Here is a 22833-nt window from a genome sequence, read left to right on the forward strand (position 1 = left end):
ATATTAGAGGTGACGCCATCTCCTCACCTCTAATATAAAAATATCTAATATTTATTACATTATGATTCCTGCAGGAGCAGTTTTTTTATCTAACCCGGATTGCATACTTTTTCCTACATTATCACGACGGAAATCAAACATGTTCATTTCAAACGTACTTATAGCTACCTGATCATTGCCATGAACATGAGCAATCAAACGATTAAACGGCTCCTTGTAAGGTGCTTTAGCGTAAGATCCTCCGAATTCCCCTGAGTTAACGAGCACAACATGCTGGTACATATGATAATGCAGTGCTTCAACCATGGAATCGAATGTATTAACATCCCTGTTTAATGCTGCTACAAGATAAGCATTTGATTTATCCCTGAGATCTGCACTTAGCGCGATGTCGGTTGCGTCATAACAAATGGAGCCTGTGAGAACAAATCCTTTTTTATCAGTAAATTGGGGGTGAACAAGTTCAAGCATCAATTGGTATGGTCTCCAGGGTTCAACCCGGCCTTTCTCATCTTCCATCATATTATGCTTGCCTTGAAGTCTTATCATTTCTTTCTGGCTGCTATTGCTTTTAGGTGGGACAATCCAAACGGCACAATTATTTGGTCCTTTGATTCCAGGTTGCTCAATAAATGTCAGGCCCGAGTATATGATTGCATTCGTTTTTCTAGATAAGGCGATGAGTACATCCAAATCGTCACTATGTACAGCGAGCTCAGGCCATACTATTAAATCAATGTTCTCTATTTTTTCACCATGAGTTCGTTGAGTTGTTTTTTGTGCAAGCGTGTGTTTTACAACTAAATCAGCCACTTCAGCAACATGTCTGCGATGAATCACTCTATACTTTGCGGAGTTTAAAAGAAGTCCATGGCTGACAAAATCTTTCGTTGCAGGCAGTTTTGACTGGACCATAGCAACTGTTAGGGCTTTTTTCGAGTCAGACCAGTTGAACTGTATTTTTTCTGTAAGTCCCGGAGTTCCTGATAGTTTGCAGTAATCCTGCTTAAGTTTACTCAGCCGAGCATCAACTAGTTTTCTGACAGCATCTACTGTAAAAATTGCTGGCCATTGATATCCATTATCACCCACTGAAATTCCCGGCCAGGCAAGCAACTTGGATAAGAGTGTGGTAAGCCAACCAGAAACCTGAGAGTTCTCACCGGCAATGGACTCAGGTGTTGTCATCATCCCCAATTGACGTTTGTCTCTACTAGTTTTAATACCCCGATAACCCTGTTTGGGGGAAATTGCTTGACCAAAATCTGTCCAGTCTTGTTTGCCGAGTAGTACTGAACGGATGCACATGGCAACTCTATACAATATTTGAGTGTCTGCATCATCCGTGAAAATAGAATCGACCCATCCCGATGATTTGAATAATTTTGCATCCATATCCATTCCTGCATCGAAGACATTCGATGTTGGAGGGTTGGAGTAGTTATGAAACGTCACTTTGGTGTTTGCTACACTTATTTGATAATCTTTTTTATTATCCAGGCAAACAATCCTGTCCAATAAAAGGGCTTGCATCAGTTTTAATGCCATTATCTCATTGGCAAATGGGTTATCAGGTCTTGATATGATTCTAAGTAATGAGTGACTACTTTTTATCATGCCTAAAGAAGTCGCCAAAGGTTGTATATCTATATGGCATTCATTAATTATTATTTTCACGGAGTCTGAGTTTAGCCACTTCTGTTGTAAAGGTCGTGAATGATAAACTAAGGATTTAAACAATGATAAGTTTTGATGTGATATTATGCTAACTATTTTCTTCAATTTTATGACGTGTTCTTTGTCATAAATTCTTTCGCACAAAGAAGCGCAGGAGCGAATAAATGGTTTGTTATCTTTAACTAATTGACTAGCCAACAAAATACATGAGGCTATAGTCTTGCTATCCATTTTAGTGGGAAGTGTAATTGTTCTAAAGCCTGATGCCAGTTTTAAGATAAGATCATGCCTGGCATCAGTGCCATTTTTTTCTAATGTATTATCTAAACGCACAAGCAACAGAAAACTAGCCTGATTAATTAACAGGTTCCAAGTTTCGTTGTCAGAGGCGCTGCGCTTATTAATGAATGTCGCGGCGCAATGTTGTATTTTTTCAAAGTACCCATCCACATTGGCTTGTGCAGGGAATGCATAGGTGTCTTTTTTATGAATAGTCATTGCTGAATGTCGAAATATTTCAGCAAGGCAATAAGTAGCTACTGCACTTTGTTTTTCATTATCGCTTTCAATGAGTGAGCAAAGCTGTTCAAGTATAGGGTCTAATAGCTTAGGATCAGGGAAAAGTTCCAGCCCTTTCTTGAGTAGCAGTGCCAGTGACGGGTCATGGCTCCAACAGACAATAAAACGCCGTGCCAAACGTTCTTGCAGATAATCCCATTCCCCGGCAATAACCTCCCCATCAGTATCTATATCCTGCGAGATGAAATGTCTTAACTCTTTTAGTATCTTACTGATTTTATTGGCAGAAAAGCGCTTAAGAGTGTCCTCCCTGACATCGAAACGGTCTTTTTCAATCTCAGCTAATCTATTTGATTTACCATTTTTCGGTGGTTCAAAATCGGTTTTTGTCAGACTTAATAATGACTCAAGATGCCCAAGTTGTTCGTTGGCGCTATCCATTGATATTGGGCCGCTTAATCTGGTCTGGATGTTTTCCAAGCTACGCGAGATGCCTGCGGATTTGCCTCTAAAAATTTCTACTTTTGTTTTTTTAGGATTAATTATCAGTCCAAGATTATCTATCTCATTTTTAAGAAGATTGGTTATTACATCATTTATGAATGCGGTATTATTATTTTTTGATTTTTTAACCTTAACCACAAATCGCATGTCATCGACATATCGACAGTAATCAACAAATTTAATGTCATCAGTTATGTCTGTGTTAATTTTATTATGCAAGAATTGATCTAATTCAAGTAAGTAAATATTTGATAGAAACCCTGCTGCAACCAATCCTTGAGGGATGCCTTTTGGTATTTCTGTTACTTCGTCTGACTTGCATATGTCATAATTTTTTATGCTAGATGCAGTCCAGTCCCAGTTTGCAAAACATTTAAATAAATGATTGGCGAGTGGGTTTTCTTTATTGTTTATTGACTCACTGATATGGTTTTTTATCTTTTGAATTAGAGTCTTCCTGTTTACTAAATCGAAAAACTTCGCAAGATCTAGTTCTATGATGTAAACGGCTTCGTCCGGCGAAATTTCACCTTGCGCTTTTGACGCAAAATGATAAGGCCTATTTAAAAATTTCCGATAATCAGTGAAGTATTTACTATATGTCACTGTTGCACCGAAGCTGTGCTCTGCTTTATCGTCAATATACTGACAATAAAGTCTATTTCCGTAATTGACGATACCTTTCTGGTGGACGATGTCATAGCTGGTGTCTGGGTTTCCTTGCTTGGTTTCTATTGTATTGGCTAGGCACATCATGACTAATGTCATGATGGTTTGTTCAGCTATGGGTATATGGGCAAGGGGGCGTAGGGTAAGTTCTTTTTCATCACAAGGTTGCCATAGAACCTTATTTTCGACAGTCTTAAACTCCCATTTACAGGCTTTTGGTACAGGAACAAGTTGTAGCTCTGAAAATTTAAATTCTTTTTTGTCCTGCATTCTCTTGACCCAATCTTTACAGTGCTGCATTAGGTCCAAAGCCGACAGGTCTAGTTCAAAGTTGTCAGCATACCAATTTGTGGTACGTATGTAGTGATGGCTTTTCTTCCAGGCTAGGGCCATGAGCAGTGGATCGGTAATGTACTCATCTGTTAACTGAAGCTCTTGATACTTTTTATTAATAATTGGCATAGTTTTTGTTTTTAAAGGTTTGTGATTGTTTTTTTCTGTTTTCTTCAAAAGTAGATGTTAATGCTTTTTAATCTTAAAAGTACATGTCAGCCCCTGTGACCCCCATCACCATTGTGTTTCAAACTGATGCGTTATAAGTCAAAGCATCTTATGCCTGATGGGGTATAATCTTGCCACTTTTTTATGCCATTTTTTTGGGTGTCGCTTATGACTAACACTAACTTTTCTCAAACGGCTGCGTTTATATGGTCGGTGGCCGATCTACTGCGCGGTGATTTCAAACAGTCTCAGTACGGGCGCGTGATCCTGCCCTTTACGCTGCTGCGCCGTCTTGAGTGTGTGTTGGCGGAGACCAAAGATGCGGTGGTGGCGAAATATGATGAATTAAAAACCAGCACGCTGCCGGAAGATGCCAAAGAGAAGTTTCTGCTGCGCGCCAGCGAGCTTTCCTTCTTCAACACCTCGAAGATGGATCTTGGCAAGATGGGGCAGAACGACATCAAAGCCAACCTGGAGAATTACGTCCAGTCGTTCTCGCCCGATGCGCGTGAAATCTTCGAGCATTTTAAATTCAGTGAGTTCGTCGGCCTGCTGGAAGACGCCAACTTGCTGTTCAAAGTAGTGAAGAAATTCGCCACCACCGATCTCAGCCCGAAAGCGATTTCCAACTATGAGATGGGCCTGGTGTTTGAAGAACTTATCCGTCGTTTCGCGGAAAGTTCTAACGAGACCGCCGGTGAGCACTTCACCCCACGCGATATCGTGCGTCTGACCACTTCACTGGTGTTTATGGAAGATGATGAAGCCCTGACGCAGCCTGGTATCATCCGCACCATTTATGACCCGACGGCCGGGACGGGTGGTTTCCTCTCTTCGGGCATGGAATATGTGCACGAGCTGAACCCTAACGCGGTGATGCGCGCTTTTGGTCAGGAGCTGAATCCGGAATCCTACGCTATCTGTAAAGCCGACATGCTGATCAAAGGTCAGGACGTCAGCCGCATTAAGCTGGGTAACACCCTCTCTAACGACCAGTTACCGCTGGATCAATTCGACTACATGCTGTCTAACCCACCGTTTGGCGTGGACTGGAAGAAGATTGAGGGCGAGATTAACGACGAACATACGCAAAAGGGCTTTAACGGTCGCTTTGGCCCGGGCCTGCCGCGTGTTTCCGACGGCTCGCTGCTGTTCCTGATGCACCTGATCAGCAAAATGCGCGACAACCACAATGTGGATGGCACCGTGAGCAACGGCGGACGTATCGGGATTATCCTTAACGGCTCTCCACTGTTTACTGGTGGTGCGGGCAGCGGTGAGAGCGAAATCCGTCGCTACATTCTGGAAGCCGATTTGCTGGAAGGCATCGTCGCGCTGCCAACAGATATGTTCTACAACACCGGTATTGCCACCTACGTCTGGATCCTCTCCAACAAGAAAGCGCCTGAGCGTAAAGGAAAAGTACAGCTGATTGATGGCACTAACCTGTGCGGCAAAATGCGTAAATCGCTGGGTTCCAAGCGCAACCTGATGGGCGAAGACGATATCAAACTGATCACGCAGACCTTCGGTGATTTTCAGGTGGTGGATGTCACAGCCCTGGAAGAACTGGGTCTGGAAAAAGCCGCCGAGCAAAAATCCAACCGTGGCCGTCAGCCTGCCATGGCCAAAACCGAAGCGCCGAAAACCTTCGCCAGCAAAATCTTTAACAGCACCGACTTTGGCTATCGCCGCCTGACCATTGAGCGCCCGCTGCGGTTATCTGCACAGGTGACTGATGAAGCGATTGCGACTCTGCGCTTTGCGCCGAAGCCGTTTAACGCGCCAATGGAACGCCTGTATGAAGAGTTCGCATCCCAGTGGAGGGAGGACAGCTATGGTGATTTCTCCGAACTGGAAGCCGAAGCGCGCGCCATCATCAAAGCCGAATTTGCAGAGCTGAAAGAGAAGCAGATTAAAGACCTGCTCGACAGCAAATTGTGGCTGGCACAGCGCGAGTTCATGGAAAAAGCACAGCAGATTCAGGTGGTATTGGGTGCGCAGGCGGGTGGCAAAACGCGGGTGAGCAATGACTTCAATCAGTTCCAACTGACCCTGAAAGGGGCCATCAAAACGGCTGGCGTGAAGCTGGATGCGAAAGAGAACAAGCAGTTTATCGATGCCATTACCACGAAAAACCCGGATGCCGAGCCGGTGGTGAAGAAGGTGCTGAAAGAAGCCGCTCAGCCGCTGTACGGTGCGTTTGAGTACAAAGGCAAGGTTGTTGAGTTCGAACAGGACGGCGAGCTGCGCGATAACGAAAACGTGCCGCTGAACCCGGCAATGTCGACCAGCGACCTGATCGAAAACTACTTCAAAGCAGAAGTGCTGCCGCATGTAAATGATGCGTGGATCAACGCCGATAAGCGTGATGCGAAAGATGGTGAGGTGGGAATTGTCGGTTATGAGATTCCGTTTAACCGCCATTTCTACGTCTATCAGCCGCCGCGCCCACTGGAAGAGATTGATGCCGATCTGGATGCAGTCAGTACCGAGATTATGAAGCTGCTGCGGGAGGTACATTCCTGATGGCGAAGTATAAGATGTATCCGGAGTATAAGGATTCTGGGGTTGAGTGGTTGGGGGAGATTCCGAATCACTGGAAAACCGTATCCATATCCAGATTGTTTTCCAGGATCAAGCGGACCGGATATACAGAGAAAGAATTGCTTTCCGTATATCGGGACTATGGTGTTATACCAAAATCAAGCAGAGATGATAACAATAATAAGCCTTCAGAGGATTTGTCCCCCTATCAATTGGTTGAGCCAAATGATTTGGTTATGAATAAGATGAAAGCCTGGCAAGGTTCAATCGCAATTTCAGAGTATGAAGGGATAGTTAGTCCGGCATATTTTGTCTATAAACCCAACAATGTCCTTTTTGAACTGGCACATCCAAGGTATGTGCATTATTTACTTCGCAACCCGATTTACGTTACTCAATATCTGAGCCGCTCCAAGGGGATACGAGTCAATCAATGGGATCTGGATCCTGATGAATTTAGAAATATTGAGCTGCTGCTTCCAGACAAGACTGAGCAGGAAAAAATATACAGTTTCCTCGATCACGAAACTGCAAAAATCGATAACCTGATCGAGAAGCAACAGCAACTAATTGAACTACTTAAAGAAAAGCGTCAGGCCGTGATCTCAAGTGTCGCCAGTATACGTAGTAATGAGAGGAAAACTAAGCTAAAAAACTTAGTTAGTATTCAAACTGGCTATCCATTTTCAAGTACAAAATTTAAATTTTCACCTGATAATAGTATTCCTCTTTTACGAGGGGTTAATGTCGGTGTTGACAGCATAAAATGGGATGACGTTGTATATTGGGATGTTAGAACACTCGATAGGCTCAGTGATTATTTATTAGCGGCTGGCGATATTGTTTTTGGTATGGATAGACCATGGATTAGTTCTGGAGCAAGGGTTTCAGAAATTAAAGAGCAGGATTTACCTTGCCTCTTATTGCAGCGAGTTGCAAGGATAAGGTCAAATATAAAATCATATCAACCATTTATTAAATTATGTCTTAGTAGCAATGAATTCAGAGAATATGCTGAAATAGACTTGACTGGTGTTAGTGTGCCGCATATTAGTCCAGAGCAAATTAGTAATTTTTACGTGAGAGATATTCCTTTTGATGATCAGGTTTATCTGGCAAAAAAAGTACTGGAAAAGATAGACAAAATACAAATAACTCAAGAAATGGTCGAGCAGACTATTCAAATTCTCCAGGAACGCCGTACCGCCCTGATCTCCGCTGCCGTCACCGGAAAAATCGACGTCCGTGATTGGGTAGCACCTGACACGCAGGACGCTGAGGAGCCACAGGAGGCCACCGCATGAGCATGGACAGCACCAAAGAGCTTATCTTCCAGAACGAAATGATTGCTCAGATGAAAGCAAAAGGCTGGATTTGTGGCAAAACTGACGGCTATGATCGCGAACGTGCGCTGTATTCCCAGGATGTGCTGACCTTTGTGCAGACCACACAGCCGCAGGAGTGGGAGAAGTTTGCCAAAATTTACCCTACCGATACCGAACGTCATTTCCTCGATGCGCTGGTGGCGCAGCTGAAAAAAGCGGACATCAACGCTACTGATATGCTTTCGCGCACCTATGGCACTTTAGGCGTGCTGCGACATGGTATCAAAAGCCATAACGCGCGTTTTTCTCTGTGCCAGTTTAAGCCGGAACATAACCTCAATCCGGAAACACTGGCTCGTTATAAACAGAATATCTGCCGCATCGTGCCGGAGCTGGTTTACAGCCCGCATGCATCGAACGCCGCATTTGAAGATACCGGTATAAAAGCGAAGAAATGGCGTATCGACCTGGTATTGTTCGTTAATGGCCTGCCGATAGCGACCCTGGAACTGAAGTCTGAATTTAAGCAGACGGTGCAAAACGCCATTACGCAATATAAGAAAACGCGTTTGCCAAAGGACCCAGGCACTAATAAACCCGAGCCGCTGCTGACCTTTAAACGCGGCGCGCTGGTGCACTTTGCCGTCAGCCAGTACGAAGTGTTTATGGCGACCAAACTCGAGGGCGATAAAACCTTCTTCCTGCCGTTTAACAAAGGCACCCATGACGGCGGTGCGGGGAACGATATCCCGGAAGATGCCAACGACTACGCCACCAGCTACCTGTGGAATGAGGTGCTACTGCCGGACAATCTGCTGAAAATTCTCGCGAGCTTCGTGCATCTGCAAATCGTAGAAAAAGAAGATGCCATTGGCCTGAAGTACAAAAGTGAGAGCCTGATTTTCCCACGCTATCACCAGTGGGATGTGGTGAATAAACTGATCACCGCCGCCACAGTGGAAGGCACCGGCAATAAATACCTGATTCAGCACAGTGCCGGGTCGGGCAAATCTAACTCTATCGCCTGGACGGCCCATCAGCTTTCCCGCCTGTATGATGAAAATGGCGAGAAGCAGTTCCATTCGGTGATTGTGGTGACGGACCGCACCGTGCTTGACGATCAGCTGCAGGACACCATCTATCAGTTTGAGCATCAGGATGGCGTGGTCGGGCGGATCAATAACAAAGAAGGCGACGGTTCTAAATCGGAGAAGCTGGCCAGCGCGCTGGAAAACTCGCAGCCGATCATTATCGTCACTATCCAGACGTTCCCGTTTGTCCTGAAGGCGATTGAAAACAGCGTCAGCCTCAAGCAGCGCAAATACGCGGTGATTGCCGATGAAGCGCACTCCTCGCAGAGTGGTTCTACGGCGCGTCAGCTGAAAGAAGTGCTTATGACCGAAGAAGCGGATGACGATGTGGAGATGTCTTCAGAAGATATTCTGGATGCCACCGTCGCCGCACGTAAAGGCAGCAACAATCTCAACTATTACGCCTTTACCGCCACGCCGAAAGCCAAAACGCTGGAGCTGTTTGGCCGTCGTCCTAATCCGCAGGAACCGGCGTCGAAAACGAACAAACCGGAAGCGTTTCACGTTTACTCAATGCGTCAGGCCATCGAAGAAGGCTTCATACTTGATGTGCTGAAGAACTACACCAACTACAAGGTGGCGTACAAGCTGCTGCAAAAGCTGGACGATCCTGACCGGGAAGTAGACAGCAAGAAAGCCAAGATCAAACTCAACCAGTGGGTATCGCTGCACGATCATAACGTGTCGCAGAAAGTGAAGGTGATTGTTGAGCACTTCCGCAAGCATGTGATGCACTTACTGGCTGGTCAGGCGAAAGCGATGGTGGTGACCAGTTCGCGTAAAGCAGCGGTGCGCTATAAGCTGGCATTCGATAAATACATCGCCGAGCAAAAATACGACAAGATCAGCGCAATGGTGGCGTTCTCCGGTGAAGTTGAGTTCCATGAAGATGACCACAATAGCCTTGCATTGCTTAACCAGAAGTTCACCGAAATCAATATGAACCCAGGCCTGAAAGGCCGGGATATGCGCAAAGCGTTTGATACCGACGACTACCAGGTGATGCTGGTGGCCAACAAATTCCAGACCGGTTTTGACCAACCCAAGCTGTGTGCCATGTATGTGGATAAAAAGCTTGGCGGCGTGGAGTGTGTACAGACGCTGTCACGCCTGAACCGTACCTATCCGGGGAAGGCGCAGTCAGGCACCTTTGTGCTCGATTTCTACAACGAGCCCGACGAGATTTTGGGGGCTTTCCAGCCGTACTACCAGACAGCAGAACTGACGGATGTCAGCGACCCGCAACAGGTCTTTGAGCTCTTTGAAAAGCTGCGTACCAGCGGTATTTTCCTGTGGAACGAAGTGGAGCAGTTCTGCGAAGCGTTCTTCAGCAAAAACAAATCCAACGCGGCCATTAGTAATATCTGCAAACCAGCGGTGCAGCGCTGGAAACAGCGTTACACCTCGGCGATTGACGAGTATGTAAAGGCCAAAGCGATCTTCGAACGTACTAAGAAGACCGGCGATGTTGTGCTGATCACCAATGCGGAAAACAGCTTCAAAGAGTGCGAGAAAGAAAAAAGTAAGCTGGATATCTTCAAGAAAGACCTCGGCAGCTTTGTCCGCTTTTACGAGTTTATGTCGCAAATCGTCGATTACGACGACAAGAACCTGGAAAAACTGAGCCTATTTGCCCGCCACCTGCGCCCGTTACTGCATGAACAGCGTATCGAAGAAGATGAGATTGATTTAAGCAACGTGGAGATGAGCCATTATCGCCTGTCGAAACTCCACGAACAGCATCTGAAGCTGCAGGAAGATGCGGCAGAATACAAAATCACACCGGGGAATGATGTCGGTACGGCGAAGCCGAAAGACAAGAAAGAAGAGTTTCTGTCGAATATCCTGGCGCGCCTGAACGAGCTGTTCGTCACCGATAATCTGACCGATAAAGACATGATCAATTATGCCTTCGCGGTGCGCGACAAGCTGTCAGAAAACCAGGCGGTGATGACCCAGATTGCGAACAATACGCGTGAGCAGGCGATGCTGGGCGATTTCCCGAAAGCCATTGATGATGCCGTGATGGACAGCAACGACGCCCAGCAGGAGATGATGGTGCAATACCTCTCTAATCCTGAACTGGCGAAGGGCTTTGCCCGCGTGGTGTTTGATATGTTGAAAGGGGCTTAACGCTTTTTCATCAAGGAGTGGTGTAGGAAATGCTGAATTCTTTCGAGATATACCAGGCGTTGAATGAATTGGGTTACCGGCTTGAGGCGGGAAAATTCGAGCCAAGCTATGCATCCGAACATGCGCTCGGGAATGGAAAGTATCTGTATGTCAAACGCAGCCGGGACGGCGTGGTTAAAAAGAGTCCATTGGTTCTTGCACCTGAAACCCTTGCCGTAAAAGCGGAAATTGATCGCATTTCGGGTATCCACTGCCTTTGGGAAAAAGTAAAAAGCACCAGCTACCGCCGTTATCCGAAAGATAACGGTACATCCCAATATGGTTTCGCGGCTGATGTTGAATCCGTTGAAGCGTTGCAGACGCTGGTGGCTTTGCTGGGTGGTAAACCATCTATAACTACCCAACCCAGACTAAAAAGAGACAACGAAAATAAGGAACAATCGTTAATGTATCCCTTAAACCAAATTCTCTTTGGACCACCCGGCACGGGTAAAACCTACAGTACCACCGAAATGGCGGTCAAAATTGCCGATAATACGTGGTACCAACAGGCTACGCTCGAACATCATGGCAATGACTTACGGGAGTTGGTAAATGAACGCTATAAGGCGTTGGTAGAAAAGCAGCGCATTATGTTTACCACCTTCCATCAGAGCTTCTCCTATGAAGATTTTATCGAAGGGATTCGCGCAACTACTGATGAAAAATCGGGCGCGCTTCGCTACGAAGTTGTGGATGGTATTTTTAAACAGCTGTGCCTGAATGCCAGGGTTAAAGTTCAGGGGAGTGCAACACAATCTATCTCACTCAAAGGTCGGCGGATCTGGAAGATGTCTCTGGGTAATACCATGGGCGGAGAAGAGGATGTGTATGAGGACTGCCTGGCAAACAATTATGTCCTGCTAGGTTGGGGAGAAGATATCGATTTTAGTAACTGCTCTACCTATGAGTCAGTCAAAGCTCGGATTGCATCAGAAAAACAGTCATTGGAAGGCACCAGTAATTATATGGCTGTTGCCGTGAATACCTTTAAAAATATTATTAAGAATGGCGATTTAGTCGTCGTCTCTGATGGAAATCATAAGTTCCGTGCAATAGCTGAGATTACAGGTGAGTATAGTTATTTACCCAATGATGAACGTGAGTATTACCATCAAATGCGTTCAGTTAAATGGTTAAGAACATACACCCCAAGCCTTCCTAAAGAGCAAATTTTCATCAAGTCACTATCTCAGATGACCCTATATGAGTTGCAGGATACGACGATTGATCGTGAAAAATTAACTCAGTTGCTGGCTCCTGTTGAGAATGCCGATAGTCAGGATCTACCACATGTACTGATAATAGATGAAATCAACCGCGGTAATATAGCACGTATCTTTGGTGAGCTTATTACTCTTCTTGAGCCGGACAAACGTCAAGGGGCCGATGATGAGCGGTCGCTGATGCTCCCTTATTCAAAGCAAGCATTCTCAGTACCGCAAAATGTTTATGTCATTGGGACGATGAATACTGCGGATAAATCACTCATCCAAATGGACTTGGCGCTAAGACGACGCTTTAGCTTTACCGAAATGCCCGCACGACCGGAGCTGTTAGCTGGGGTCACTGCGTTCGGTGTTGATGTCGAAACGTTGTTAACGCGTATTAATCAGCGGATCGAAGCGCTGCTGGATAGTGAACATATGATTGGCCATGCTTACTTTATGCCACTAAAAAAATTAGAAAATAATGCCGACCGCGAAGCCTGTCTGGCCAGCATCTTCCAGAACAAAATCATTCCATTGCTGAGAGAGTATTTCTTTGATGATTATGAGCGCATTGGTTGGGTGCTTAATGATTCGGTAAAAGCGAAAGAAAACCGTTTTATCCTGTTGCAACAGTCAGCACAATTACCGTCATTCTCTGAACTATTCCCGAAAGATATTGCGGATAGCTTGTCTGACAGGCGTTTTCGCATCAATGAACGTGCTTTCGCGTCGGTAGAAGCTTATCAGGGTATTGTCACATGATGATCCAGGTCCGGGAATATGCTCTGCTGACTTGTGATAGTTCTCAAACAGCCAGTATGGATTTGGGAATTGTCTCTGAGGCAACCTTTTCCTGGCTTGAGCAATTGCAACAAAAGTGGAGTGGTACCTCTCAAATTCTCAGCCGAGAAGGGAAGCGGTTTTTGCGTTTGGGAAGCTATGTCGGTTATCTACAATCCCCGAATGGCGAGTCAATTGAAATTCTGCCCAAAACCACATTTGAAGCGCCAACTGAGATAATCCCCCTGCGTCAGCTTTTACGTCGAATGCTCAGCGCTTCATTGGGGATTACACCCCGAGAAGTTAATCAGGCTGCATTGCAGCGGAGCAACCAGCCGATGCATGAGTGGATTTTCAGCGAGTTCTTGCGGCATCTTACCGAACTGGTACACAAAGGGTTGCGGTTCGACTACCACCTTGTTGAGGATGAGCACAGCGCTTTTATCCGTGGTCAGTTGAACATCACGGCACAAATGAGACAGCCTCCTGGTAGAGATGCTCGCTTTCATGTGCGTTATGCGGAGTTTTCACCTCAGCGAGTTGAAAACCGTCTGTTACGTACGGCCCTGAATTGGGTGCTTAAAATGACCAAAGAGGGGCAGAGCTGGCGACAGGCGAACACGTTGAGCCACCAACTGGACGGTATAGAGCCAATTTGTGGCAGTACAACGCAGCCTCTGGCGCAATGGAGCAACGGTAAATATCTCTATGCTTATCGTGCCATCAAGCCATGGTGCCAACTTATTCTGGAAAAACTGAATCCAGATTTTCAGCATGGGTTGCATCAGGGGATCTCGCTGTTGTTCCCGATGGAAAAATTATATGAATGCTGGGTGGGGCGCAGTTTGGCTTTATCTTTGCTGAGGGATTATCAGCTTATTGAGCAGGCAAAACGTCATTATTTGTTAGATCATGTACCTGCTGGCGAAAGGGCTCCTCAACAATGGTTCATGCTTAAACCTGACTTTCTCATCACAGGTGAGCAGGTAATGGTACTGGATGCCAAATGGAAGCTGTTAGACAGCCGAGCTGATAACAGCCTGAGAAAGTATGAAATTAACCAGGCTGATCTGTATCAGATGTTCGCTTATGGGCAAAAATATCTGCAAGGGAAGGGGAATATGATGCTGATATATCCACGTCATCAGTTTTTTGATACTCCGTTGCCAGTGTTCCATTTTGATAAACATTTATCGCTCTGGTGTGTGCCCTTCGAGCTTGAATCAGGGGCATTAGTGGAAGGTGAGTGGCAATCGTCCTTCCCCCTGTTTTCCCCGTAATGAGACGATGACGATTCATAATTATCAACCGGATAATCAACCACATCATGTATTTTCTTGAGTGCTAAAATGATGAGGGAGTAGTAATCATGACTTATAAAGATTTCTATCATTTAATGTTGGAGTCTTTTTCCCAACCAGTTGAACTGTCTACTGGGGCAAGGAAGGTACCTTTTACGCTATATACTGAAGAACAAAAGCTGTTTGTTCGAAACGGAAAAGATAAAACCAGCCGTATCGATCCAAAAGAAGTTGCAGCATTTGTTGAACGGTTTGAAGAGAATGGGAGTTTGTTAGCTAAGGACTATCAGGACGTGACTTTCAAAGCTTCCTACTTACTGGCAGCCATGAAATATATTACTGAACAAAATGTTACCTATACATCAGTCGTACGCTTCCACAGTGAAGATGCACTGGCTCTGGTCGAGTATCTGATTGAACACGAGCCGGACCATCCGCTGGTGGATATTCTGGTTGCGAAAATCGGTCAGTATGAAGATGAAGCGCCGGAGTTTGCTGAATTTAATAGCCGTATTGCAGCGGTCCCAACGGGTGTTGCCTTACTGCGCGTACTGATGGATCAGCACAAACTGACTCAGAGCGATTTTGAAGAAGAGATTGGTAATAAATCTCTGGTGAGTCGCATCCTGAAAGGGGATTGCACATTAACACTGGATCACAAGCGAGCACTTGCGCGCCGGTTTAACCTCCCCATCAGTGTGTTTGTTGACCCGTAAGCAATCCCCTGTCTTTGTTTTTCATGTCATCCGCAGCGAATACCCTGCAGGCTGATCTGGGCATACCGTTACCCTACAGTGATCACTAGTTCTTGATGTGAATCTATATGTGGCCATTAGAAACGAACTGAAACGTTCAATCAGCTAACCCCCTGCAGTGACTTTTGTGCTGATCAATTCATAACGTGTTGATATTAAAAGAAAAATAAAAGTGATCATATGAGTGTAAGAATGTATGCATCTTATCTCATTGAAAGTATTAGTAATTAAAATAAAATCTTCATTATTTCGCGTATGGGATAAATCAGAAGGAAAACATTTTTTTGAAGTAAAAGGTGTTTAAAGGGGATTAGTCCCAGCGGATATGTGGCAGCAAGCAGATATAAATTGGCTTACAGGAGGTAATCAGCGTTGTCTGTGCGTTAATGTCCGTCAAGAATTGAGAGGTACCTCAGCTATCATGCTGCACAATAATTCCCTGGTAGTGTTGATAAGGCTCTGCTTACTGATGGCGGCTAAGTGTTTATATTTAAGTTACGCCGCGCTCAGTAAGTATACCAGGTGACACTGTTATGGTGTTTTCATCTCTATAACCATGGTTTCAACAAGAACGGGTCTATCAGGCCTATAAATGGAAAATCGACTATATAACGTCTGGCAGTGCTGGCGACCAGATTGTGTTCACGGCAGTAGTCGGCCACAGTCCAGCCTTTCGGCCAGTACTTTTGATAATATCGATCAAAGTGCTGGCTCCAGTGAGAGCTCATTGGTTTACGCCGTAACTGCTTTTTAGCTGTTTTATGATTCAGCCGGTGATTGTTAATGTAGTCATCCTGTGTGGATTTGCTTTTCTGGAAGCAATAGCGATGCCATGCCCAGTGAATAATTTTAAGGCTTTGCCCCCCAACACGGCGACAGTTTGCATATACCCGTACTGGATTCAACTTGTACTTGCGTGCGTAATCAGAAAGGCTGATCCCAGTAATCAGAGCCTCTAACACGTAGTTATGACGATGGCCGGACCAACGTGGTGAATTACACCACCATTTATTTTCGTCATAAAGTTCATAGGATGAACGTTTACGCAGAACGGCGGGTAATCGGGCTTTGCCCAGAAAATATTTGTCCAACATTCCTGAGTAGGTGGATTTCAACGTCATATCCTGATCGTTGGTTTTCGTCTCCGCTTTTTGGTTGATTGGCTTGCAGGGTGTTATTGCAGACTTTTGGCGTGAAGGCGCGACAGGTTTCGGTTTGCGCATGCCTGAGCCAAAAAGTTTGATACCTTTATCAATTGACTCTTTAGTACGGCGCTTACCCAGATAGCTAACTCTCAGCATCAATTCGGTATAGGTCTTGAGATCATTTTCGCTCACAAAGTAATAACCGTTTTCCGGGAACCATACCGAACCACCAGCAACCTGTTCCCAGCAATGTCGGACAATCGTATTCAGCTTATTTGGATAACGGATATAGTTGCCATCCAGCATCAACAAATAGTGATAATGCTGTGCTTCCCCTGAGCCCTGCTCTCTTACCCAAAGATAGCTGATAAACGATTTTGGGTAGTTCTTACTTAACTGGCGGAAAAGTAAATTATGGAAATCATCCATTATGCGATTATCCGCACTGTAGGTCGGGAGCCGAAAATCATATCTGACCGCAAGAAAGCGAGACATCGCTGATACCTTGTCAACTGCCCCGAAGATTCTTTTCATGATCTTCGTGTCCTGGTTGCGTTTCTCTGGCAGCACAGACCACATCACTTCTTTGAAAACAAACGTTCCCTTTGGCTGATATTCAACAAGGTTGCCAGGCTTATCGGGCGTAATAGTATTAAATACCGAGGTGAGTTCCTGACCAGGTGAGGGCTTTGTTACTTGATTAATCAGAGAGTTACTCATGTTTTAGCATGTCGCAGAATAGGTGAAAATAATCGTTTTTGTTCCAGTTTGTTTCATTGTCAGATGAAGAAAGGGCTGAATATTTCAGCCCTTTAACAAACAGAATTACTTGTTATTTTGCTCAAGCCAGCATTGATACGTATTGGCTGGCCATCCTACGGTTCGGCCCTCATGCATTATCGGCTGTGGGAAAATGCCAGCTTTAACCCAGCGGTAGAGGGTGGTGCGACTGCAATCGAGGAGCTGAAGCATTGTATCAATGCGAATCAGACGTTGGGGCTGATGAAGGGCGACAACCTTATCAGACATGGTTGGTTTATTTTTCAATTGAATAACTCCTGGTGGTGAAAGCTGAAACTGAACGGAGTTAATCAAACTGAACGGTATATTTCTCGTGTACCTTCCTGAAGATTACTGGGTACCTTTTGTAACTATTTCTTTTTATGCACTTTTTCTTTTTGCTTTTTTGGCTTCCCGAAGAAATTCAATATTCTGATTTGGTTGTTCTAAAAGATGTAAGGCGAAGCCTAGCTCTTTAGAAGCATTCTCACGAGACATCGGAAGTTGTTTACTGTGAGGCCAGAACGCAGAGGCATGTTTTTCTATCTGATTCAGAAGTTCAGTAACTGTTGGGACGACCTTTTTATTAGCGTCTCTTTGATTTTGAGAGATAACCGCAAGGGCTGTGATCAGCAACTCTTCTCGTTTGATAGCATAACTTTCCCCTCTTAGTGGCGGGGGAGTCGAGTGCTTTTGCGCTGCTAGCAACTCGAAATATTTTTCTTTGTAGTCAGGCTCATCTTCGATGCTATCCAGAAGCTCGAAATCGAGGATAGGGGCAATAGCGTCACGCAAGAAGCCATGTGTACGAAGTGACTCGTCGTTACTGATATCTTCATCGTAGATACAAAGAAGTTGGGAAAGGGTCTTCGGGCGCTTCGCCAATTCTTCAGGGGACATTTTCCCTTTCATTGGGGCGGATAGTAGGTCCCAGGCAAAATGGTCATCGGCAACAGCGTTTAGTTTGTTTCCGTCCAGGCGGTATAGTTCCGGATGATGCTCAACCGACAGGGTAGTTAACAGCACAGAGGCGAAGTCTTCGTACATGGCTTCTGAGTCTTGAGCTTTGGCTGAACGAAGAAGATCATAAAGGCTAATCCAGTCCTTTACCGTTAACTCAGGGGGACGGGCCATACGGCGCATTTTTTTCTCTTCAACTTTATCCTTAAAGCTCATGCTAAATCTCCCTGACTACGGCACCTATAGTTGAGTTACGTCACCCATTACGTCACCCAGATTGAAACAAAACAAAAAGGACTTAGCCAGTTTCCTGTCTAAGTCCTTGTTTTATTTGGTGGCCCCTGCTGGACTTGAACCAGCGACCAAGCGATTATGAGTCGCCTGCTCTAACCACTGAGCTAAGGGGCCGTGGCGGTGGATTATAAAGTAACTCCGCGTTGCAATCCAGACATAAGCGTACGGATGCTGTTTTTATAAACAATGTATTTTCAGTCCGTTATACTTGTTCCTCTGATGTATTGATGGGAGTAATTATGGTTAAGGACATACTGGCGCCGGGGCTGCGGGTGGTGTTTTGCGGCATCAATCCGGGGTTGTCTTCCGCAGGTACAGGATTCCCCTTTGCACATCCCGCTAATCGCTTCTGGAAGGTCATCCATCAGGCGGGATTTACCGATCGCCAGCTCAAACCCGAAGAGGCACAACACCTGTTGGACTACCGTTGCGGGGTGACTAAATTTGTCGACAGACCGACGGTGCAAGCCAATGAAGTGAAGCTACAGGAGATGCGCAACGGCGGTCGTAAGCTCATTGAGAAAATAGAAGAGTATCAGCCTGCTGCACTCGCAATCCTTGGGAAGCAGGCATTTGAGCAGGGCCTCAGCCAGCGTGGGGCGCAGTGGGGAAAACAAACGCTGACTATTGGCGCGACGCAAATATGGGTTTTGCCGAATCCCAGCGGGTTAAGCCGGATTACGTTGGATAAACTGGTGGAGGCGTATCGGGAAGTGAATGACGCCCTGGCCAGGCGGGGACTATAAAGAAAAACGCCACCTTGCGGTGGCGTTTATGCTTATGCGGCGAGATTAATCGTCGAGGAAGCTACGCAGCACTTCAGAGCGGCTCGGGTGCCGCAGTTTACGCAGCGCTTTCGCTTCGATCTGACGGATACGTTCGCGGGTAACGTCGAACTGTTTACCGACTTCTTCCAGCGTGTGGTCGGTATTCATATCGATACCGAAACGCATACGCAGAACTTTCGCTTCACGGGCGGTCAGGCCAGCCAGAACGTCGTGCGTTGCGGCACGCAGGCTCTCGGTGGTAGCAGAATCCAGCGGCAGCTCGAGGGTGGTATCCTCGATGAAATCACCCAGATGCGAATCTTCATCGTCGCCGATCGGCGTTTCCATGGAGATAGGCTCTTTAGCGATCTTCAGCACTTTACGGATCTTGTCTTCCGGCATCAGCATGCGTTCAGCCAGCTCTTCCGGCGTCGGCTCGCGGCCCATCTCTTGCAGCATCTGACGGGAGATACGGTTGAGCTTGTTGATGGTCTCAATCATATGTACCGGGATACGGATGGTACGTGCCTGATCCGCGATCGAGCGGGTGATCGCCTGACGGATCCACCAGGTTGCATAGGTAGAGAACTTGTAACCACGACGGTATTCAAACTTATCAACCGCTTTCATCAGACCGATGTTACCTTCCTGAATCAAATCCAGGAACTGCAGACCACGGTTGGTGTATTTCTTGGCGATAGAGATAACCAGACGTAAGTTCGCTTCAACCATCTCTTTTTTCGCACGGCGGGCTTTCGCTTCACCGATGGACATGCGACGGTTGATGTCTTTAACCTGCTCGATGGTCAGGCCGGTTTCTTCTTCAATCTGCTGCAGTTTCTGCAGTCCGCGGTGAACATCATCTGCCACGTCGTGCAGTTTTTCAGACCACGGTTTGTTCATCGCGATTGCCGCGTTGAACCAGGTTTCGCTGGTTTCGTTGCCAGTGAACAGGGTGATGAAGTTTTTCTTCGGCATTTTGCACTGCTCAACGCAGAGCTTCATGATCAGACGTTCCTGAGTACGCACGCGGTCCATCATGACGCGCATGCTGTTTACCAGGTAGTCGAACTGCTTCGGCACCAGGCGGAACTGTTTGAACACTTCAGACAGCTTCTGAATTTCTTCCTGCGCGGCAGCATGGCTGCGGCCTTTCGCTTTGATGGTATCGCGAGTGATTTCGTACTGAGTACGCAGTTCACCGAATTTTTCACGCGCTAATTCAGGGTCGATGCTGTTGTCGTCATCGCTGCTGTCGTCGTCATCTTCTTCATCTTCGTCTGCATCGTCATCCATCTCTTCCTGAGAGAGCTCAGAACCGACGTGTGTCGCCGTTGGCGCCATGTCTTCTTCCGCGTTCGGATCGACAAAGCCGGTGATCAGATCGGAAAGACGCGCTTCTTCAGCTTCTACACGATCGTATTGCTCAAGCAGGTAGGTGATGGCTTCCGGGTATTCGGCAACGGAGCATTGAACCTGGTTAATCCCGTCTTCGATGCGTTTAGCGATGTCGATTTCGCCTTCACGGGTTAACAGTTCAACGGTACCCATTTCACGCATGTACATGCGGACCGGATCAGTTGTACGACCGATTTCAGACTCAACGCTGGACAGAACCTGGGCAGCCGCTTCTTCCGCGTCTTCATCGGTGCTGTTGGAGGTTTCAGCAAGCAGCAGATCATCGGCATCAGGTGCTTCTTCCATCACCTGAATACCCATGTCATTGATCATTTGGATGATGTCTTCGATTTGATCTGAATCGACGATATCTTCCGGCAGATGGTCATTGACCTCGGCATAGGTCAGATAGCCTTGCTCCTTACCACGTTGGACAAGTAGCTTCAGCTGTGACTGCGGGTTTTGCTCCATAAGACGGTATCCACACTTAATTCGTTTGATTGGTGTTGGGCGGTAAAACCGCCAACGGCAAAACGAGGGCATACTTATATTTTGCCGCTGCCTCTCCGTGCGGCTGTCGGGGGCTTCCCGAGCGATATTCGGCAGTTAAGCCGTTAAATACTTTTGTCTTTCTGTTATTTCTTGGCCAGTTCCTGGTTCAGCGTCCAGAGTTCCCGGCGTTCTTCGCTGCTTAAACCGTGTGTGCGCTCACGAGCTATCAACTCTTCCTGGCGCAGCTCAAGCATCGAATCAAACATATGGTTGAGTGAGTCGGTGAAGGTTTTTTCTGCGATATCTTTATCTGCTATATCGTCCCACATCGACAGTTTTTCAAGGGTCGCAGCATCATTTGTGCCACGATAGTGTTCTAAAAGTTGTCCGGTGGTCAGACCTGGCTGAGCCAGACAAGTGTTGACCAGTTCTCTGAATAAGCCAAGTCCAGGCAGCTTATTGCTATCCAGTGCGCCTAACGGCGGAACCAGCGGGGCGAGACCCGGGTTCTGTACCAGCAACCCTATAAGTATACGCATGGTCGTACGTTTTAGCTGTGGAACAGGGCGGGAAGCCCCATTTTCTGCCAGTTTTGGCATTAAACGTTCAAGCTGACTGTCATCCAGAATGCCGAGCTTGTTTCCCAACTCCTGTCGCAGATAAATGCGTAACGTTTCGCCTGGTACCTGAGTAATCAGCGGTAATGCCAGCGTGCTGAGCTGTGCGCGTCCGTCCGGGGTACTCAAATCCACCTGCGGCAACAGGCTGTTAAATAAAAACGCGGAGAGCGGCAGCGCCTGCTCCATCCGGGCTTCAAAGGCCTCTTTCCCTTCTTTACGCACCAGCGTATCGGGGTCTTCGCCGTCAGGTAAAAACATAAAGCGTAGCTGGCGTCCGTCTGTCATATAGGGCAGTGCGGTTTCCAGCGCGCGCCATGCTGCGTCGCGTCCGGCACGGTCACCGTCGTAACAGCAAATTACGTTGTTCGTCGCGCGGAACAACAACTGGATGTGATCGGCGGTGGTTGACGTCCCAAGGGATGCCACAGCGTAGTTAATGCCGTATTGCGCCAGCGCCACCACATCCATATAGCCTTCTACCACTAACAGGCGCTGCGGATCGGCGTTATCCTGCTGGGCTTCATAAAGGCCATACAGTTGGCGACCTTTATGGAAAATATCGGTTTCCGGGGAGTTGAGATACTTCGGCAAGGCATCGCCCAGCACGCGTCCACCAAAACCAATGACTCGACCACGTTTGTCGCGGATGGGGAACATCACCCGTTCGCGGAAGCGATCGTAACTGCGTCCCTGATCGTTGGTGACCAACATTCCCGCATCGACCAGCGATTTACGATTCTCAGCATTGCCGCCAAACCGTTTCAGGACGTTGTCCCAGCCGGGGGGCGCAAAACCAATAGCAAAACGGGTGATAACGTCGCTACTTAATCCTCGCTTTTCCAGATACTGGCGCGCGGGGGTAGCGGCGGGTTGCATCAAAGACTGTTGATAAAAAGTGTTCAGGCCGTCCATCAATTGATAAAGGCTTTGCCGTTGATGGCGCTCTATCTGACTAGGGCCACTGCCTGCTTCATAGGGCACTTCAAGGTTGTGCATTGCGGCCAGTTCTTCGACGGTTTCCACAAACTCGAGCTTGTCGTAGTTCATGAGAAAGTCGACGGCGTTGCCATGTGCGCCACACCCAAAGCAGTGATAAAACTGTTTCTCACCGTTTACGGTGAAAGAGGGGGTTTTTTCGTTATGGAACGGACAGCACGCGTGATAATTTTTGCCCTGCTTCTTCAGCTTTACCCGCGCGTCGATGAGATCGACAATGTCGGTTCTTGCCAGCAGGTCATTTATAAATACGCGTGGAATTCGTCCAGCCATATGCCCCGTTTATTTTTTTATGACTTATATACACAAAATCATTCAAGATGCATCAA

At 46.7% G+C, this 22833-nt stretch carries 12 protein-coding genes, 1 tRNA gene and 1 pseudogene; 7 read left to right on the forward strand and 7 right to left on the reverse strand.

What is annotated here, in order from left to right; translation table 11 throughout:
- Window positions 1–54: 54 nt before the first annotated feature.
- Window positions 55–3879: an RNA-directed DNA polymerase gene (locus OGW44_RS21955; RefSeq protein ID WP_249219966.1), complete on the reverse strand. Its 3825-nt coding sequence runs from the start codon at window positions 3877–3879 to the stop codon at window positions 55–57.
- A 159-nt stretch (window positions 3880–4038) separates the two neighbouring features.
- On the opposite strand from OGW44_RS21955, the gene OGW44_RS21960 reads away from it, so the two are divergent.
- The 6 genes and pseudogenes from OGW44_RS21960 to OGW44_RS21985 form a co-directional block, all read left to right on the forward strand.
- On the forward strand, window positions 4039–6399 hold the full coding sequence (locus OGW44_RS21960) for a type I restriction-modification system subunit M (RefSeq protein WP_024199119.1): 2361 nt from the start codon (window positions 4039–4041) through the stop codon (window positions 6397–6399).
- A complete protein-coding gene (locus tag OGW44_RS21965; RefSeq protein WP_001151819.1) occupies window positions 6399–7721 on the forward strand; it encodes a restriction endonuclease subunit S in 1323 nt (440 codons plus the stop codon). The genes OGW44_RS21960 and OGW44_RS21965 overlap by 1 nt, the downstream gene beginning before the upstream one ends.
- Window positions 7718–10966, forward strand: a complete 3249-nt coding sequence (locus OGW44_RS21970; RefSeq protein WP_000061339.1) for a type I restriction endonuclease subunit R — start codon at window positions 7718–7720, stop codon at window positions 10964–10966. The genes OGW44_RS21965 and OGW44_RS21970 overlap by 4 nt, the downstream gene beginning before the upstream one ends.
- Before the next feature lie 29 nt (window positions 10967–10995).
- A complete protein-coding gene (locus OGW44_RS21975; protein WP_001491271.1) occupies window positions 10996–12978 on the forward strand; it encodes a DUF8426 domain-containing protein in 1983 nt (660 codons plus the stop codon).
- Entirely contained in the window at window positions 12975–14276 is a 1302-nt protein-coding gene (locus tag OGW44_RS21980; RefSeq protein WP_163424166.1) for an McrC family protein, read from the forward strand. Before OGW44_RS21975 ends, OGW44_RS21980 begins: the two co-directional genes overlap by 4 nt.
- 404 nt (window positions 14277–14680) lie before the next feature.
- Window positions 14681–15013, forward strand: a pseudogene (locus tag OGW44_RS21985) (transcriptional regulator); the annotation flags it as partial.
- Between the two features lie 587 nt (window positions 15014–15600).
- Here OGW44_RS21985 and OGW44_RS21990 read toward each other — a convergent pair.
- From OGW44_RS21990 to OGW44_RS22005, 4 genes are all read right to left on the reverse strand, one after another.
- Window positions 15601–16917: a YagK/YfjJ domain-containing protein gene (locus OGW44_RS21990; protein ID WP_001817012.1), complete on the reverse strand. Its 1317-nt coding sequence runs from the start codon at window positions 16915–16917 to the stop codon at window positions 15601–15603.
- Between the two features lie 105 nt (window positions 16918–17022).
- A complete protein-coding gene (locus OGW44_RS21995; RefSeq protein ID WP_024199121.1) occupies window positions 17023–17244 on the reverse strand; it encodes a helix-turn-helix transcriptional regulator in 222 nt (73 codons plus the stop codon).
- Between the two features lie 114 nt (window positions 17245–17358).
- Complete coding sequence (locus OGW44_RS22000) at window positions 17359–18153, reverse strand: hypothetical protein (protein WP_000008560.1); 795 nt, start codon at window positions 18151–18153, stop codon at window positions 17359–17361.
- 116 nt (window positions 18154–18269) lie between these two features.
- Window positions 18270–18345: transfer RNA gene (locus OGW44_RS22005), tRNA-Ile, on the reverse strand.
- Between the two features lie 125 nt (window positions 18346–18470).
- On the opposite strand from OGW44_RS22005, the gene mug reads away from it, so the two are divergent.
- A complete protein-coding gene (mug, locus tag OGW44_RS22010) occupies window positions 18471–18977 on the forward strand; it encodes a G/U mismatch-specific DNA glycosylase (protein WP_075848566.1) in 507 nt (168 codons plus the stop codon).
- A gap of 45 nt (window positions 18978–19022) precedes the next feature.
- Here the strand turns inward: mug and rpoD are convergent, their stop codons facing one another.
- Together rpoD and dnaG are read right to left on the reverse strand one after the other, a co-directional pair.
- Window positions 19023–20867 carry an RNA polymerase sigma factor RpoD gene (gene rpoD, locus OGW44_RS22015; RefSeq protein ID WP_016154549.1) on the reverse strand — a complete coding sequence of 615 codons (1845 nt, stop codon included), beginning with the start codon at window positions 20865–20867 and terminating at the stop codon, window positions 19023–19025.
- A gap of 164 nt (window positions 20868–21031) precedes the next feature.
- Complete coding sequence (gene dnaG / locus OGW44_RS22020) at window positions 21032–22777, reverse strand: DNA primase (RefSeq protein ID WP_003828467.1); 1746 nt, start codon at window positions 22775–22777, stop codon at window positions 21032–21034.
- Window positions 22778–22833 lie beyond the last annotated feature (56 nt).

The sequence above is a fragment of the Citrobacter sp. Cb023 genome, from assembly GCF_030336805.1.
Lineage (GTDB): Bacteria > Pseudomonadota > Gammaproteobacteria > Enterobacterales > Enterobacteriaceae > Citrobacter > Citrobacter braakii.

Excerpts from the sequence above, each read along its gene's own strand:
- OGW44_RS21960 (WP_024199119.1), top strand. The coding sequence starts at position 4,039 with ATGACTAACACTAACTTTTCTCAAACGGCTGCGTTTATATGGTCGGTG.
- OGW44_RS21965 (WP_001151819.1), top strand. The coding sequence starts at position 6,399 with ATGGCGAAGTATAAGATGTATCCGGAGTATAAGGATTCTGGGGTTGAG.
- OGW44_RS21970 (WP_000061339.1), top strand. The coding sequence starts at position 7,718 with ATGAGCATGGACAGCACCAAAGAGCTTATCTTCCAGAACGAAATGATT.
- OGW44_RS21975 (WP_001491271.1), top strand. The coding sequence starts at position 10,996 with ATGCTGAATTCTTTCGAGATATACCAGGCGTTGAATGAATTGGGTTAC.
- OGW44_RS21980 (WP_163424166.1), top strand. The coding sequence starts at position 12,975 with ATGATGATCCAGGTCCGGGAATATGCTCTGCTGACTTGTGATAGTTCT.
- OGW44_RS21990 (WP_001817012.1), bottom strand. The coding sequence starts at position 16,917 with ATGAGTAACTCTCTGATTAATCAAGTAACAAAGCCCTCACCTGGTCAG.
- OGW44_RS22000 (WP_000008560.1), bottom strand. The coding sequence starts at position 18,153 with ATGAGCTTTAAGGATAAAGTTGAAGAGAAAAAAATGCGCCGTATGGCC.
- mug (WP_075848566.1), top strand. The coding sequence starts at position 18,471 with ATGGTTAAGGACATACTGGCGCCGGGGCTGCGGGTGGTGTTTTGCGGC.
- rpoD (WP_016154549.1), bottom strand. The coding sequence starts at position 20,867 with ATGGAGCAAAACCCGCAGTCACAGCTGAAGCTACTTGTCCAACGTGGT.
- dnaG (WP_003828467.1), bottom strand. The coding sequence starts at position 22,777 with ATGGCTGGACGAATTCCACGCGTATTTATAAATGACCTGCTGGCAAGA.